Genomic DNA, 15,032 nt, shown 5'->3' with positions numbered 1-15,032 from the left:
ATGGCGGCCACTCTGCGCGCAAATCGGCGGGAAATCAATCACATTTGATAAGCGATACTTATTGGGTATGAAAGAAAGATATTTGGCTCGAACAACAAGTAAACAAAATCAAAAGATAATGAGCGTAATAATGGTAGCACCCCTAATCTGGCGGGCCTTCTGAGGATCTGTTGCAACTTTTAGCCATTGACGTTCTCGGAGTTAGCAAGTGAGTAATTGTCGGTCGTATCAATTCGAAAGCAAGTTCATGATTTCTTCCAGATCACGGCACGACACCAAATAACGCAGGTAAAGGAAAACGGCGTGCAATATTATTTCCTTTGGAAAATGCGCGCCCTTGAATGACATCGTCACAGTTTGACTTTTCCGAAATCCGCCGCGCCACTTTCACGAGGACCAACCTCGAACAGAGGGTCTCAAAGCTTGCGACAGAGCCTTTATGGTCGTTGAGGGTCGATCCTGTCTGCCCCCTCCGGCAGGATACGCCCGATTAGAAACTCGTTGTTCGAAAATACTGTGGTGACGCAATCCGCTGCGGCCGTACCTGACCGAAGCCGGATTACGGCGTAATCCGCGCGCAGCGCAGTGTTCTTGGTACATTCCCCGTCAAAGAATGCGCGACGTGCCTGCAATAGCTGATACCAGCGCACTACATCAGGTTTGCTGGTTGGAATGTATTTGAAATTTACGACAAACCCTCGCCCACTCAATCGTTCCATCCCGCCGGGAAACGGATCGCCCTCCAGAATTGATCCTCCTGCAATTGCCTCCTGCACCACGATTGCCGCATTCGGTGCCGTGTTGGTGCGGATCCATGATAGAATATCGCGTTCGGAGGCGCTGAGAGCGGCTTCGAGCCTGATATGTGGGGGATACCGCGTGACGATTTGCGCCAGACTGCCCAAGGCCTGGGGCAGTAAGAGCAACAAAACTGCGGTGCAGGTTGCCAGAGCGAGCCGCGGTCGCTGGTCCTGCTCGACCAGTTCCGACAGCATATGCGCCAAAGCCAGAAGCGACATCAGACAGATTAGCCCGGCAGGACGCAGCAGATAGAAGGGTGCCAGCAAGTAGCGGCCATCGTCCAGCATGTAGATAACAAGCGCCAGAAGGACATATACATTCAGCCCGATCAACCAGATCAGCAAAGCCCGGTCCCTGAACCGGTCGCGTAGCATTACGAGCGCAATCAAAAGCGCCAAATGCACGCATGCACCGGGCAGCCAGGCTTTGAGGAAATGGCGGATGCCATCGAGAAGGGGAGCAACATGGAAGTGCGCTGAAAGTTCTGTGTAGATCGCGTTTAGCGAGCGATCGAGGCCCGAGGTATCGACCTCCACCCCGATCCGCTCCCGGATCAAGACAAAGAATAACGGCAGGATCAGCAGGAAGAATCCGATCGCGAGACGTGCGGATTGCCACATGCGACCTGTTTTCAGAAGGTGCAGCAGAACCAGTGTCACAGCCCAGAAACCACCGACCAGAAAATGCATGTAGGTTGCCACTGCCAACGCGATCATAGCCATTATCCAGCGGCCGTTCAGCGCTGAGGTGATCGCGAGGAATACCGCAGCGTAGGCAAAGACCTTCGCCTCTATTGTGTCGAACATCCATTCATTGCCAAGAATACCTTGAGCGCTTTGACAAAATATCAGGAGTGAGAGAGCCAGTTCGGCCACCCGCAATCCGAAATCGCGTGCGATGGCGGCAACCCCCAAGGCAGAGAGCAACCAGAGTGTCAGTGCGAAGATCGTCTTAGCGGCTTCAAAGCCTGCCAGTGTGATAACGTTGCCGATCAGCAAAAAGCTGACGATGCGTCCCTTTGAATCGTCGAAAACCGCATGGCTGTCTGTGAATGCGTCGGGTTGCGCAAATCTATAGGAGAGATCGAAATAGTTGATCTCGTTACCCGACCATTGCACTGGCCACATAAATGGACCGATGACTGCGATTGCGGTTAGAGCAAGTAACCAATAGCTACGGCTCGTTGCAATGTCGCCGACCTGCCCCAGCGCTCCTTTCATCAGCCCCCCCATAGCACAGGTTGCCATTGCAGTTGCAATTGATATCCGCATTCATCTTCCTATGCGCATGCGGTCGCGGTTTGGTGAGATATAACATGGTGCTGTAAATTTTTTGAAATATTTATATAGCTTTGAACGCTGGAGGTGATTTTGGGAGGCGTGGTTTGGTGTTTCGCACCCTGAAAACTGGACCGTTTGAAGCTGGAGTTTTCCGCTAAGCTTCCCAAACTGGGATAGGAGCGGAATCGCATGAAGGCATCAAAGTCCACGGGGATGCAATAGGCGTTCATCCTGAAGCAGGGCGAGTAAGATCGCTGTTTCATCAAGAGGCTCACCTGGTCGATGTTGGGTGTCAAAGCCTTCGTATCATCCGCAGTAAAATCAACGAGCCTGGAACGGGGGCGCAGCGACCTCCAGATGCTCCAACACATCTACTTGCAAGCGAAAGGAAAAGGTGGTGCTCCGCCGGTGCGGCTCATTGACGGATTTTATAACATTCCACGGTAGATCGAATTTGTAACACAACCACCTTATCCTGTCATACTCTTCAATAGGAAGTCGGGGGTGATTTTAGAAATCCGTATTTTCTATAATTGTCCTCGGAACAGTTTTGCTCTTGGAGGCAAACTCCACGCCGGGATAAGGGTCCCGCGTCTTTCTTAACCAGCAGGCGTGTGTCCGTCGTCAGGGATTTTGGGACAGATGGCGACGTGAGCTATGAGAAGATCGTGTCGCAGTATTTCTATGTCTTCTATGCGCCAGACAAACTGTCGGCGGAGCAATTTGAAAACATTGGAAACTTCTCACTCAATTCGATTAAAATGCTGGAATCCCGGGTTCAGGAAATCCTGCTTAGTGTGATTATGGGGAACGAGTATATGGACAAAGATTTCAGTGCAGCAATGGAACGCTTTAGCACAGAACTTCTGCCGCAACCTTCCTAGGATGCCGAAGGCAGACGCCTCGCGGGCCTTGATGCGCCATGTGGGTTCCCTCTCTGTCGACGATACCTTTGACGTATTACGCACCTGCCATATGATGGCTGTGTTTCAACATGGCTCAGCCTCGTACCACATCAGATCAACGGTGCTGAATCTGCAATCGATTTGGTAAAACCTTTCCGGGTGGCGGGTTTGTGTGACGTCCGCATGTGCCCCGGACAAGGGGGTAAGGGGTTTCGTCTATGGCCTATGTTTCAGGGCAACCAGAGCAGGAGGTGGATATTGCAACCGGACGTTCCACCCGGCCACTACGCGTTCTGCAATTGGGACCTGCGTTCGAACGAGGTGGAATTCAGCGCCATATTCTGGACCTGACGAGTTATCTGCGGGATCGAGGGCATCATGTCGAACTGGGTGGACCGCCCGGTCCATGGGGCCGGGAAGGGCGCGATGTCGGGTTTCATGCGTTGGACCTGAAACGTGTATCGGAAGACGAGGGTCTCAGTATGATGAGACGGCTAGGAGCCGCCGTGGGCTGTGCGCAAAAACTGCGAAAGATTGTCGCCCGCGGCCGTTTCGACCTTGTTCATTCTCACGAAACCGCCCCCGCACTTGTCGCCCGGCTGGCGCTTGCCGGCCAGCCGACCCGCCGCCTTTTCACCTTTCATGGTTCAACGCCCGAACGGTATGGCGGGGTGGCGCGCAGTGCTCAGTTCGCAGCTCATGTCACTGCTTGCCCCAGCCATAAAACCCTTGATGCATTGATCGATCGTGGCCTGCCGCGGGCGCGCACAGCCCAGCTTGGGCTTGGTGTGCCACCGCCACCGGATCAGGATCCCGCTGCAGTTCTGGCGCTGAGACAGGAACTTTTGCGCGACGAGAAAGGTGTGTTGATTTTCAGCCCGGCCCGGCTGGATCCGCAAAAGGGTATCGACCTGATGATCGATGTGCTGGCCCGGCTGGTGAAGGTGCGCCGCGATATCGTGCTCGCGCTGGCAGGTCATGGTCCTTTGGAAGATGTGATTTCGGGTTGGATTGCCTCGGTGGGGGTGAGTGAAAATATCCGGGTTCTGGGGCCGATCGATACCGTCCCCCTGCATATGGCCGCCGCGGATTTCATGCTGCTCACGTCCCGTTGGGAGGCGCTGCCAATTTCAATCGTCGAGGCCTTTCACGCCGGTTTGCCCGTGATAGCGACCGATTGCGGCGGTGTGAGTGAACTTGTGTCTGAACAGGTTGGGCGGCTTTGCCCGGTTGGCGATGCCGAAGGGCTGACTGCTGCTGTGCTGGAGCTTGCGGGGAACGAGGAACTGCGCCGGGAACTGGGGTCCAACGCTCGTGCACTGGCACGTGAGGACCGTTTCGACCCAACCCATGTGCATGAACGGATCGAACAGATTTATCGGCAGATGCTGGATGGGGTGGCCTGACAGAGTGCAGGAAGTAGAAACAATAAGGGAATATTTTGTATATTATCGAGTATTTGGGCTGCTTTGAGGTGAAACCGCCTGCATCCGAGCCTTGTGTCAGTATGCGCCCCGGATACGGTGGGGTGCGAAAGAAGGACCGGCACCTGCATGCGCCGCGTCCAGGCCGACGATTTTGCCGGGTGCCTGACCTGAACCGAGTGGACTGGAGAAGCCCATGAAACAGCCTTCCCCCGCGCTTGACCGCAACGATCTGGCAATACTCCTGTTCATTCTTCTTCTTGCCGCAGTCCTCAGAAGCGCCGGGCTGAACGCGCCCCTGTGGTATGACGAAATCCGGACCGTCGATACGCATGTCAGCCTTCCGTGGAATGAGATGATGCGCGAATATTCGATGAACCATCATTACTTTTTCAGCATGAAGGCAAAGCTGGTTTCCCAGATCTTCGGAGATCAGGCCTGGGCATACCGGTTTCCGGCCGTCCTGTTCGGCGTCGGTCTTGTCGGGGTAATCTGGTGGCTGGCAAAAGAGGTTGCAGACAGCACGATTGCGCATGTTTCTGCCTTGCTGGTGGCCCTGTCCTATCATCAGGTCTGGTTCTCTCAGAACGCGCGCGGATATACCGAGCTTGCATTCTGGAGCACGCTTGGCTTCATTTTCTTTCTGCGGGGGATGCGCCAGCCAGCGACCGGCACCTGGGTTGCATTCGGCTTTACCGCCGCGGCCGCTGTTTTCACGCATCTGACCGGTGCATTTTTCTTTGTTGCACTGGGTCTCATCTGGCTGCTTTCCCTTGTGACCGGGTTCGGCCGGGGCACTTTGACCCGCGAATGGGTGCTGCATCCGCTGGTGGGTGTTGCGGTTGCGCTGGTTCTGGTCCTGCTTGCATATCTGCCGATCTTGCCAAGCATAGCGGGCACGGTGAGCGAGGTTTCGGCGACATCCGCCGTGGACCCCATGCAGGAATACCAGAACCCGCTCTGGACAATTGTCGAAGGTTTGCGGACCGCGGTTGGGGATACCGGCCCGCTGATGTTGTTCATCGCGATCGGTGGGCTGGCCGTCATTGTCTTCGGTGCCGTGGGGGCGCATGCGGTGCAGCCGTTGTTTTTCCCGTCCATCGCCATGCATATCGCCGTGACGCTACTGCTTCTGCTGTCGCTTGAGATGCGGATCTGGCCGAGGTTCTTTTTCGTCGATATCGGGCTGATCATTATTCTGGCCGTTGTGGGGTGTCGATACGGTGCTGATGCGGTGGCACGGTGGGCTCAACAGCCCCGGTTTGGATCGCCGCTCTTTGCGTTGGGCGTTCTGGCGATGATCGTGGTGTCCGTGTTCTTGGTGCAGCGGAACTATTCTGCTCCGAAACAGGATCTGGCGGGGGCTTTTGCGCTTGTTGAAGAAACCCGCAGCCCGTCAGAACGGGTATATGCGATCAACCCGGGCGGCCCCCTTTTCGAAGACCACTTCAACGCCGACTGGGGAACCATCGGGGATGCGCAGGACTATTCCGAGGCCATGGCCCAACCTGGCCCTGTGGCGCTGGTTGTTCTGTTCCCAGACCGGATGTTCCGTGCCATTCCTGATCTGCAACGTGATGCGGAAGGGCGGCTGGAACGCGTGCACGCGTTTGCCGGGACGCTGGGGGACGGGCAGGTTCTTGTCTACCGGCGCAGATGAGGCCGAGGGATCAGGATGAATGACCGTCCAGGGGCTCAAACCCCAGGCTGCTTTCGACAATGTAAAGCGGGCGTTTCTGAGCCTCTGCATAAAGCCGCCCCAGATATTCCCCGATGACGCCCAGCACGACAAGTTGCAGGCCACCGATCAACAGCACTGCAACCATCAATGAGGCATAGCCGGGTACATCCACCCCGTAGACAAGGGTGCGTGAGATCAGGAAAACACCATAGATGATCGCGGCCAACGCAGTCAGCATGCCGACATAGCCCGCAATCCTGAGAGGTACGGTGCTGAACCCGGTAATACCGTCCAGCGCAAAGTTCCAAAGGCGCCAGTAGTTGAATTTGGTCTGCCCCGCCGCACGCTCGGGGCGGTCATACGCCACCTCGGTGTGCCGAAACCCGACCCAGGCAAAAAGGCCCTTCATAAAGCGGTTGTGCTCACGCAACTGAACAACAGCCTGAACCACGCGCCGGTCCATAAGGCGGAAATCGCCGGTATTGGCGGGTATCGGTACCCCCGAAAGCCGGTTGATGACCTGATAGAACTTCAGCGCTGTCCAGCGTTTCATCGCGGTATCGCTGTCGCGGTGGCGCCGGACGGCATAGACGACATCGAACCCTTCGCGCCATTTTTTCAGAAATGTCTTGATCAGTTCGGGGGGATCCTGCAAATCCGCGTCTATCGGAACAACGGCTTCACCCGCAGCTGCATCCAGCCCCGCCGTCAATGCGATTTCCTTGCCGAAATTACGTGAAAAATTCAGCACCTTGATACGATCATCGCGCTCATGCGCGGCGGCCAGAAGCTTGGCAGTTGCGTCTGTGCTGCCGTCGTTCACGCAGATGATCTCGTAGCTTTCCCCAAGCTGATCGAGGAATTGCCCCAAACGTTCGAACAGGGCCGGCAGAACCTCTTCTTCATTGAACATGGGCACGATGATGCTGAGCGTCGGAGCGCTTTGGTCCAAGGCTTTTTCCCGGGACGGAATTGTGGGGGTACTCATGTTTAAATTTACCATAACGCGTAGCCTTTCCCGTGCGTCCGGGGATAAGTGACCATGGTTTTGCCTTGGGCTCAAAAAGTTCTGTGTGCGTGCGTATTTTTTCGAATTTCAGTGTCTTTTCACAGTCACTAAGCACCTCACGCCGTGCATTGGTGATGACAAAGTTTTTAGTTTGGCGTCATTTGGCCAGTCAGGCGCACGCCTTATTCTAGGTTGCCGGATGGATTCTCTATCGCGCCAAGTGTCAGCTTTTCGGACCAGGTGACTGCACCATCCCCGTTCACCATTGATACTTCGATCTCATTTGGTACCTCTCCGTTCCAACCTGCGGTATAGAAACACCCGCCATGTATGGTGTGGCCGTGGTCTTGGATTGCGCTGCGAACGGTTGGCATCGCGGTGCTTGTAACGTCAATTCTGTCCCCTCGAAGGGGGGACGCACAGATCTCCGAGAGCCGCAGAACTGCTTTTGGCGTGACGCAGATACGACCGATTTCGGGCTTGTCGCTGTCAGCGCACATGAGGTTGCCGGAAAAGCCGGAGCTTTGCGACAGGCAGACATAGGCGGCACCATGATGCAGATAGACGGAATTTTCGGCTGGGAAGGCCTCGCAGGCCAGCGGTCCTTCATACAGCCCGCCCTCGGCGTACCAGTCCAGGTCATACATGTCCTTGAAGATGCCCGGGCGGGAGTTGCCAGCGTGAAATACGGTCCAGCCAATCATGTCCCCCCAAGCCAGATCGGGGTAATCTGTATGGCCGACGATGCGGAATGGCGCGCCGTCATACCCTTCCAGCTCCGCGAGCCGTGTCATGATTTGTTCGGCAAGCGTCTCATCACGGTCCCCCATTTCGGACTGATCGCTCCAGACGAAAGGCGCCATGAAGGCGTATGTGAGTGCAACGATCAGGGGCAGGCCCAGAATGACCGGTGCCGTGAACCCTCTTGCCCGTATTTCGGCATCAACGGCCAGGTAGAACACCGCAGCCAGTAAGCCGACATAGGCTACGGCCCGTGACGGTATCCACTGCCCATCGTAGGAGAACCAGATCAGCAAAGGCAGCAAGAGAATACCGGTCATGCCAATCAGGATGCGCAGGGCATGCACCCAATTGTGCGGGTTCCGTACAAGGACAGACATGCTCAGCCCAACGCCCAGCAAGAACCCAATTCCGATATAGGCGCTGTTCAGGGTCTTGATTTCCCAGGGTATTCTTTGTAGCGACCCCCGCCAGATTTGGCCAAGCAATTGAAGGGCTGTTTCAAGCTTGCCCTGCAACTCGTGGAGAGAGGGCATCGCGATACGGTTGGTCGTGGGGACATGATCATGCAACTGGGCAGCCAGATGGGCCTGCGCAAAATAGACCAGAAGGCCAAGACATGATCCAATTGCCGACAGCAGGATGAATGTGCCCACATCTGTGGTCTTGTATCGGTCGGTTCGGATCATCGAGACAAACAGGATCACGGCGCCAAAAGGGACGAAAGGCTGATAGAGTGCTGCACAAAGCGCGATGCATTGCGCACCGATCAAAAGCCAGATCACCCGCGCGCCAAACGCATGAAGGATGCCGCGTTCAAAACATTTGAAACCGGCAACGGAAAGCAGCAACGCCAGTGGGAACGCAAACACGTGGCTCGAAAAAGTAAGGGCGTTGATCATGTAGATGTGATGAACGCCAAGCGTGAAAATCAAAAAGGTCGCGAAGGGCCGGGTGTCACGATCGCCGGACTGCCGCGCCAGAATCCACGACAGCAGAAGGAAAACGCCTGCCGCTAGTCCAGTCTGCAAAACGGGCAGAAAACGTTCCTGGAGAACATGGACATACAGCACCTCCATCGCCCAGCGACCTTCCTCGGTCGTCCAGTTAAGAGGCATCCCGCCCTCGGGTGCACCATGGACCTGACGCCAGTCATCGGGGTTTCTGCCATCCCTGATCAGGCCCGGTGCGGTTGTGAGTGCATAAATGAGCAGGCTGGCGGAAATCGCATGCGGCCAGCGGAACCTGGTCGAGAGGATATGTGCGGGTCGTGCAATGCTCATGCTATACATTTCCCACAAGAAACGTGCACACAGCTGTCTCTGACCCGGTCAAAAATACTCTTTCAACCTGCGGGCGCGCTTCATGTTGGATGGCAGCGACACGATGTTTCGTACCAGCCTGGCTGCGGCACGCATCCCCGGAATGGCCTTGAGCGCCGAGAGCCCTTTGGATGTTTTCAGAAGAGCTTCGTAGGTCTGATTGTCCGCATGTCTGAAGTCTTTGGCATGCAGGTCCTTGCCAGCGTTTTCTGTGGGCGCCGATGCGACCGAGGTCGCCTTGCGGTTCACGTCAAAGACGACAAAAGACTCAAAGAAGCTAATCCCCCAGGCACGCTTTTCCGAGGTGTCAGGCGTCAGCCGCGAGAACCGATGGTTGATACGGTCCACCATGTTCATGGCATATTTGATGAAGGAACGGTGCCTGAGGCCGAACCCTTCCATGTAAGAGGTATGCGTGTCTTCGACCACAAGCATCCCGCCATCCTTGATGTGTGGCAACAGGCATTCCGTCGTAATGATCTGTTGTTCATAGGTGTGGCCGCCATCATCCAGAACGATGTCGATATCACCGACTTCCCTTACGATTTTTTCAAGGAAATCCGGATCGCTCTGGCTGCCGATGAAAATCTCGAACCCTTCCTGTTCCCAGCGCTTTGCATCGGGGTTCAGTTCAACGCCGATGATGCGGGCCTGAGGACCAAAGAATTCCCGCCACATGAAAAGAGATCCACCACCCAGAACGCCGATCTCAACAAACGTGATATCCTTTCCGATGTAAGGAGAAAAAAGTTTGTCATACACATCGAAGTAAGTGGAATGCTTACTGCTTTTGTATGGGCTGTTCATATAGGCCTGATAACTTTTCGACTCTAACATCTCTACGTCCTCGGATCTCAACTTGTCATGCGCTCCACCTGTCGAAGCGGGTATTCATAAACTGGGGCGTCAATTCCATTACTTCGTCTGTTTGGCTGTTTTGTGGCTCCGCTCTTTCCACAGCCTCCGGTCTTGCTGGTTTCCTGTCAAACGCCGTGGGCCCGGTCTGGGGCACTTACTTGCGCGTTATGATGATGGCATAGGAAGAATAAACCGCCCATTGGTGCCGGGCGCACAGGCGCGCCAGCCCGTTATCCAGCTGCCGCAGGCCGAAAATCTTATCATAGTAATGGTGCCCGTAATATTCATGTACTTCGATGCTCGAAAACCCGACATCCGCCAACGCCTTTCGCATGTACGGGGTCGAGCCGCGACACAGTGAGTAATAGGCGGGGAATTTGCCGGTATTCTGGCCATCAAAGCGCCGGGGCTGCAACAGTTGAACCGCCTTGCGTGTCAGTTGTTCGGGAAACAACCAGTTGATCAGGAACGGCGAGGCGAAAATGGTCGGCACCAAGTGAACAGCAACGCCACCATCCGCCAGAAGGTGATGCATGTTTTTGTGGAACTGCTTGCCGTCGGGCATATGCTCGCCACAAAACTTGGACATGATCAGATCGAACCTCTGATCCACATGGCTGACATCGCCGCAGGCGTTGATCTGAAGGGTGTCGAACTCATCGGAAACATGGGAAAGTTCTTCGGCACTTATGTCACTGATCGTGAAGGATGTGACATGATCGGGCAGTGTCTTGTCGCCGGTCGATCGGCTGGTCGTGCCACCGATTTCCATGATCCGGGCCGGTTTTTCATCTGTTATGATGTTCCAGACCGTATCCAGATAATCCTGTCTGCAATCCGTGTGCCAGCGTATTTCTGACTGTACCATTTACTCTCCCAAAAAAACCGTAACCTTGCGCGGCGTTCGAAACGGGGCCAATCGCGATAAAAAGACTTTTTGCAATACGCCTTTTAAGGCAGTGACATGGCTGTTTGACCAATCTTTAGATGAATGCTGGCAGCATTCAAAGAACGTATGCACCCAAGTTTACATGACTGGCAATGCCAGGGGGCGGAATAGATATGGGCGGGTCCGAATTTTCGGTACCCGCCCATGCAGTGGTAATCAATAGGCTGTATTTTCAGCGATCTTTGCCGTTACGCGAACAAATCGGAATACGGCTCGACAAACGGGGTCTCGTCACCGATCGCAAAGGTGTCGACGCTATCACCAACGTACCAATCCCTTTCCCGACCGCCGGCGAAATCGAAATCCGTATTGGTTTCGTCCAGGACAACGGCACCATCGACCAGAACCTGAAGGCGATCGGTGTCCTGATCGACCATCAGAGTGACCTGATGTGTTTCACCGTCGCTCAGATCGACATCCGTGATCTTGAAGCCGTCGCGGAACCCACCATCATTGTTGTCGACTTTTGCGACCAGATGCCCTTTCTTGTTCAGCTTCAGGCCGAAATTCGAGTGGTTCCACACAAGCCGCTCGGCTGTTGTGTCGCCTTCTTCCCGCGTCACGTCGATCGAGAAGCTGACCTGCTCAGCGTCAGAAATCCCGTCCAAGTGCCCGATGTTCCCCCGACTGTCCTGATTGGTGATGTCGATCACCGACATTTCGTCTTGTGAGCTGTCAGCAAGGACAAGTTCGGAGTCGGTGTCAGGCTGCTCTGAACCCGTGTCGGGTTGTTCCGAGCCTGTATCAGGTTGCACGGCGCTTGTATCGCCTTCGGCCTGCGTCGCGTCGACCGGGGAGGAGACTTTGCTGATGTCAGAAATTCCGTCCTGGTACTCAACGCTCTCCGGGCTGTCCTGATGGGTTATGTCGATCATCAGTTCGCCCTGCGGTTCGCCACTAATAGGCTCGGACCCGGTGTCGGGCTGTTCAGACCCGGTATCAGGTTGCTCGGACCCAGTGTCGGGCTGTTGGACTCCGCTGTCCGGAGACGTGGTGCCACTGTCGGGGGACGTGGAGCCGCTGTCCGGGGACGTGGTGCCGCCCTGCTGCGGAGTGGTGGAGCCCGAGGCGCCATACGAATGGGCCGAACCGGCGTTCAGTGTGTCAGCCAGGCTGCCTGGGATGACGACATACTGGTTGTAACCATTCCCCTGCGCCGTTGCCTGATAGGTGAAGTTCTGGTCGTACTCACCGGGCTGGATCAGGGCGTTGTTGCTGACGTTCCAGTCGGATTGCCCGTTATACCCTACGATCTGAGATGTAATGTTCTGATCGATGGTGACGTTTGTGGAACCAGAGGAAACGTTGATCACCGGAATCTCGATCCCGCCGGTCAGCGTCTTTTCGTCCACGTGCAGAACCGAATTCTGGGTGATCGTAAGCCCATCCACACCATAAAGGGAAATGCCGTGGAAGTGGCCATTATAGATCGTGTTCCCTTCGATCAGCACGTTGTGGTGGATCACATTGGGATCGTTGATATCCTTGCCGTCACCACCAGCCCAGATGGTTTGGGTAAAGTCCCCGTTCCCCATGTCGAACACGTTGTTGCGGATGGTGATGTTGTCACTGCCGCTGCCGTTGGCGCGCTGAATCTGGATCATGTCGCGGTGATCGCCGGACCCGGCTGCGCCGCCGAAATCGTGAATATAGTTATTCTCGACCAGAATGTTGTCGACATTGTCGAAGACCAGACCGTCGGACCGTATCGTGTGGATATCACTGCCGGTAACGCTGACCCCATTGGAGTTCACGGCAATGACTGCTTTCCACCACTTCAAGAACTCGGTGTTGTCGATAGTGACATTGGTCGAACCGCTGATTGTCAGGCCTGTTCCATAACCGGTACCATCTGCGGATGTGCCTGTGCCGCTGGCAACGTCGCCATCGAAGATCGAGTTTTTGAACGCGATGTTCTGGCTGTCATAGACACTGAACGGACTTTGGAAATGGTAGTCGCCACTATTGTAAGTGTAGTCGAACTTGATGCCGTCGAATGTGACGTTCGATGATTGCTTGACGTGAATACCGGAAAAGCTGGCTTGCGCATTCGGATCCGCGGATTGGATCGTCACATTCGATGCGAAATTCGTGTAGTGGAGGTTGAGCTGACCGTAATCGCCCGCCGCAAGCAGTATGGTTTCCCCACCTGTCGCCTGAGACAAGGCCTGGTTCAGCTCTGCCGCAGAGGTTACCGTGATTGTCGTCGACATATTTCACCTTCTGTTTCATAGGCGCTGTGAGTGGCAGCGCACGAGTTCCCGCACACCCAGGACGGATGGAACAGCCGCCCGAGGGCGGCAGAGTGGCCGAAATATGGCTATGTTTGGAAATTGTTGCCTGTATCGGGACAATTCTGCCCCTGTGCGTTTATTTCCGAGTGAACTCGATACTCGATACCGGGAATTGTTCCACTTCCCTTAGCGGTTGCCTAGGGTTTGGCGAATTGATTCCCGTAGGGCAACAATGGCCACAAAATAGCCATCATTCAGGCATGTCCTTGCGTATGGGCGATAGGCATCGGCAATGAATTGCCCGGTGCCGTAAGGGAAACCTGGGCGTTGCAAGGGCTATTCGGACGTGCCATGGCGCCAGACGGGCAAGCAGGCGCGATAGACAGTGGAACCCGCCTTGCCTACACTTTCCTGCAAGTGTGGTTATCAGAAAGGTGCGTTATGGCCGGGTCCCGGATTCTCGTCTTGGCAGGGGCGCTACTGCTCATGTTGGGTTTTGATGTGGCGGCCCAGCCCCCCTGTCAGGGGCGAGACGTGCGAACGCACCTTCCCGCAACTCAGACCAAGGGGCAGCCGGTCGCGAATGCCGCCGATCTTGGCGCAGCCCTGCAAAATGCCCGGGGCGGGGACATCTTTCTTCTGGCGCCGGGGAATTATGGAACCCTTAGGATGAACACGGCATACCGGTCACCCGTGGTGATCCGGTCCGCCGATCCTGCCGCACCGGCCTGCTTTACCCGTCTGGTTCTGGAAGGAGCCAGGAATGTGCATCTGGATGGTGTCTATTTCGATTACACCTACAATGGGGGCGATCCGCATTTCATTGCCTATTTCGTCATCCTGAACAGTACGGACATTGTGATATCGAATTCCGTGTTCGACGGTGGGACTGCAAGGGGAACAGGGTCCGAGGCGGACGGGTACAGTATCGGGATCGGCCTGAAAATCGAGCGGGGCGGGAACCTGACCCTTTCAGGCAACGAATTTCGCAGATGGTGGACAGCAGTTCTGTCCGTGCAGTCGCGGCAGTTTGTCTTTACGGGCAACAACATTCACACGATCCGGTCCGATGGGGTTGACGTCGATGCTGCGGATGGCCTGAGAATCGAGCGGAACCGGTTTCACGATTTTGGCGGTGCGGCTGGATCTCAGGATCACCGCGACATGATCCAGATTATGCGGGTATCGCCCCGGGGATCTTCGGACATCGTCATCCGTGACAATATATTCGACATGGCCGGCGGCGATTTCACACAGACCATCTGGGCTGGCGGAGACGGCAAGGACCTCGGCAACCCAGTCATGCGACACCGCAATGTGCTGGTTGAAAACAACATGATCTACAATGGTCATATTCACGGCATTTCGATCCATGGCTCGGACAATATCTCGATCAGAAAGAACTCGGTGATCCATGTGCCCGGCGGTCATTCGGTTCCGGTCATCAACATTTCTCCGGATTCGACCTCGGTGGTCATTGAGCAGAATGCGGTGGCCAATGTCATCGGGCACGAGAACCAGCGCGATTGGGTTGTGCTCAACAATGCGTTGATTCAAGATCAGACCCCCTCTCAGGGTGGGCATTATGACAGCCAGTTCATCTATTACGCGCAAGGCAGGAAAGACGGATACAACGAATACGGCGTGCGCCCCGGCAGCCAGCTTGATCGCCTGAATGCGGGGTCCAGCTTGTCGCAATCCTACCCCTCGCGATGAGGACATTGCGGGCAATGTTGTGGAAAAGTGATTGGCTTCGGGCGCGCGGCCAGAATACTGACAATATGTTGGTGCAATCTGTAATATGTTATCCGTTTAAAGGCAGGAATTT

10 protein-coding genes and 1 pseudogene are annotated in these 15,032 nt (G+C 55.3%); 4 read left to right on the top strand and 7 right to left on the bottom strand.

Annotation, left to right across the window (positions count from 1 at the left end):
* Positions 1 to 246: 246 nt before the first annotated feature.
* Together I9184_RS19770 and I9184_RS19765 are read right to left on the bottom strand one after the other, a co-directional pair.
* A pseudogene (locus I9184_RS19770) lies at positions 247 to 354 on the bottom strand (IS6 family transposase); the annotation flags it as partial.
* Positions 355 to 437: 83 nt separating this feature from the next.
* The gene (locus I9184_RS19765; protein ID WP_209835511.1) at positions 438 to 2,072 is read right to left on the bottom strand and encodes a hypothetical protein; all 1,635 of its coding nucleotides are present in this window, start codon (positions 2,070 to 2,072) and stop codon (positions 438 to 440) included.
* A gap of 659 nt (positions 2,073 to 2,731) precedes the next feature.
* Here I9184_RS19765 and I9184_RS19760 point away from each other — a divergent pair.
* From I9184_RS19760 to I9184_RS19750, 3 genes are all read left to right on the top strand, one after another.
* On the top strand, positions 2,732 to 2,965 hold the full coding sequence (locus I9184_RS19760) for a hypothetical protein (RefSeq protein ID WP_209835510.1): 234 nt from the start codon (positions 2,732 to 2,734) through the stop codon (positions 2,963 to 2,965).
* Between the two features lie 239 nt (positions 2,966 to 3,204).
* A complete protein-coding gene (locus tag I9184_RS19755; RefSeq protein ID WP_209835509.1) occupies positions 3,205 to 4,392 on the top strand; it encodes a glycosyltransferase family 4 protein in 1,188 nt (395 codons plus the stop codon).
* A gap of 214 nt (positions 4,393 to 4,606) precedes the next feature.
* On the top strand, positions 4,607 to 6,070 hold the full coding sequence (locus tag I9184_RS19750; protein WP_209835508.1) for a glycosyltransferase family 39 protein: 1,464 nt from the start codon (positions 4,607 to 4,609) through the stop codon (positions 6,068 to 6,070).
* Positions 6,071 to 6,080: 10 nt separating this feature from the next.
* Here I9184_RS19750 and I9184_RS19745 read toward each other — a convergent pair whose 3' ends face one another.
* From I9184_RS19745 to I9184_RS19725, 5 genes are all read right to left on the bottom strand, one after another.
* Positions 6,081 to 7,079: a glycosyltransferase family 2 protein gene (locus I9184_RS19745; protein WP_209835507.1), complete on the bottom strand. Its 999-nt coding sequence runs from the start codon at positions 7,077 to 7,079 to the stop codon at positions 6,081 to 6,083.
* A gap of 203 nt (positions 7,080 to 7,282) precedes the next feature.
* Positions 7,283 to 9,124, bottom strand: coding sequence for a glucosyltransferase domain-containing protein (locus I9184_RS19740; protein WP_209835506.1), 1,842 nt, complete (start codon positions 9,122 to 9,124; stop codon positions 7,283 to 7,285).
* Positions 9,125 to 9,172: 48 nt separating this feature from the next.
* On the bottom strand, positions 9,173 to 10,000 hold the full coding sequence (locus I9184_RS19735; protein WP_209835505.1) for a class I SAM-dependent methyltransferase: 828 nt from the start codon (positions 9,998 to 10,000) through the stop codon (positions 9,173 to 9,175).
* A 175-nt stretch (positions 10,001 to 10,175) separates the two neighbouring features.
* Entirely contained in the window at positions 10,176 to 10,889 is a 714-nt protein-coding gene (locus tag I9184_RS19730; protein WP_171637872.1) for a methyltransferase domain-containing protein, read from the bottom strand.
* A 269-nt stretch (positions 10,890 to 11,158) separates the two neighbouring features.
* Positions 11,159 to 13,183, bottom strand: coding sequence for a right-handed parallel beta-helix repeat-containing protein (locus I9184_RS19725; protein ID WP_209835504.1), 2,025 nt, complete (start codon positions 13,181 to 13,183; stop codon positions 11,159 to 11,161).
* Positions 13,184 to 13,738: 555 nt separating this feature from the next.
* On the opposite strand from I9184_RS19725, the gene I9184_RS19720 reads away from it, so the two are divergent.
* Complete coding sequence (locus tag I9184_RS19720; RefSeq protein ID WP_171637876.1) at positions 13,739 to 14,920, top strand: right-handed parallel beta-helix repeat-containing protein; 1,182 nt, start codon at positions 13,739 to 13,741, stop codon at positions 14,918 to 14,920.
* The last annotated feature ends 112 nt before the right edge of the window (positions 14,921 to 15,032 follow it).

This window comes from Ruegeria sp. HKCCE3926 (assembly GCF_017872515.1).
GTDB lineage: Bacteria > Pseudomonadota > Alphaproteobacteria > Rhodobacterales > Rhodobacteraceae > Ruegeria.
This window is presented reverse-complemented; position numbering and strand designations above follow the sequence as displayed.

Excerpts from the sequence above, each read along its gene's own strand:
- I9184_RS19765 (WP_209835511.1), bottom strand. The coding sequence starts at position 2,072 with ATGCGGATATCAATTGCAACTGCAATGGCAACCTGTGCTATGGGGGGG.
- I9184_RS19755 (WP_209835509.1), top strand. The coding sequence starts at position 3,205 with ATGGCCTATGTTTCAGGGCAACCAGAGCAGGAGGTGGATATTGCAACC.
- I9184_RS19750 (WP_209835508.1), top strand. The coding sequence starts at position 4,607 with ATGAAACAGCCTTCCCCCGCGCTTGACCGCAACGATCTGGCAATACTC.
- I9184_RS19745 (WP_209835507.1), bottom strand. The coding sequence starts at position 7,079 with ATGAGTACCCCCACAATTCCGTCCCGGGAAAAAGCCTTGGACCAAAGC.
- I9184_RS19740 (WP_209835506.1), bottom strand. The coding sequence starts at position 9,124 with ATGAGCATTGCACGACCCGCACATATCCTCTCGACCAGGTTCCGCTGG.
- I9184_RS19735 (WP_209835505.1), bottom strand. The coding sequence starts at position 10,000 with ATGTTAGAGTCGAAAAGTTATCAGGCCTATATGAACAGCCCATACAAA.
- I9184_RS19730 (WP_171637872.1), bottom strand. The coding sequence starts at position 10,889 with ATGGTACAGTCAGAAATACGCTGGCACACGGATTGCAGACAGGATTAT.
- I9184_RS19725 (WP_209835504.1), bottom strand. The coding sequence starts at position 13,183 with ATGTCGACGACAATCACGGTAACCTCTGCGGCAGAGCTGAACCAGGCC.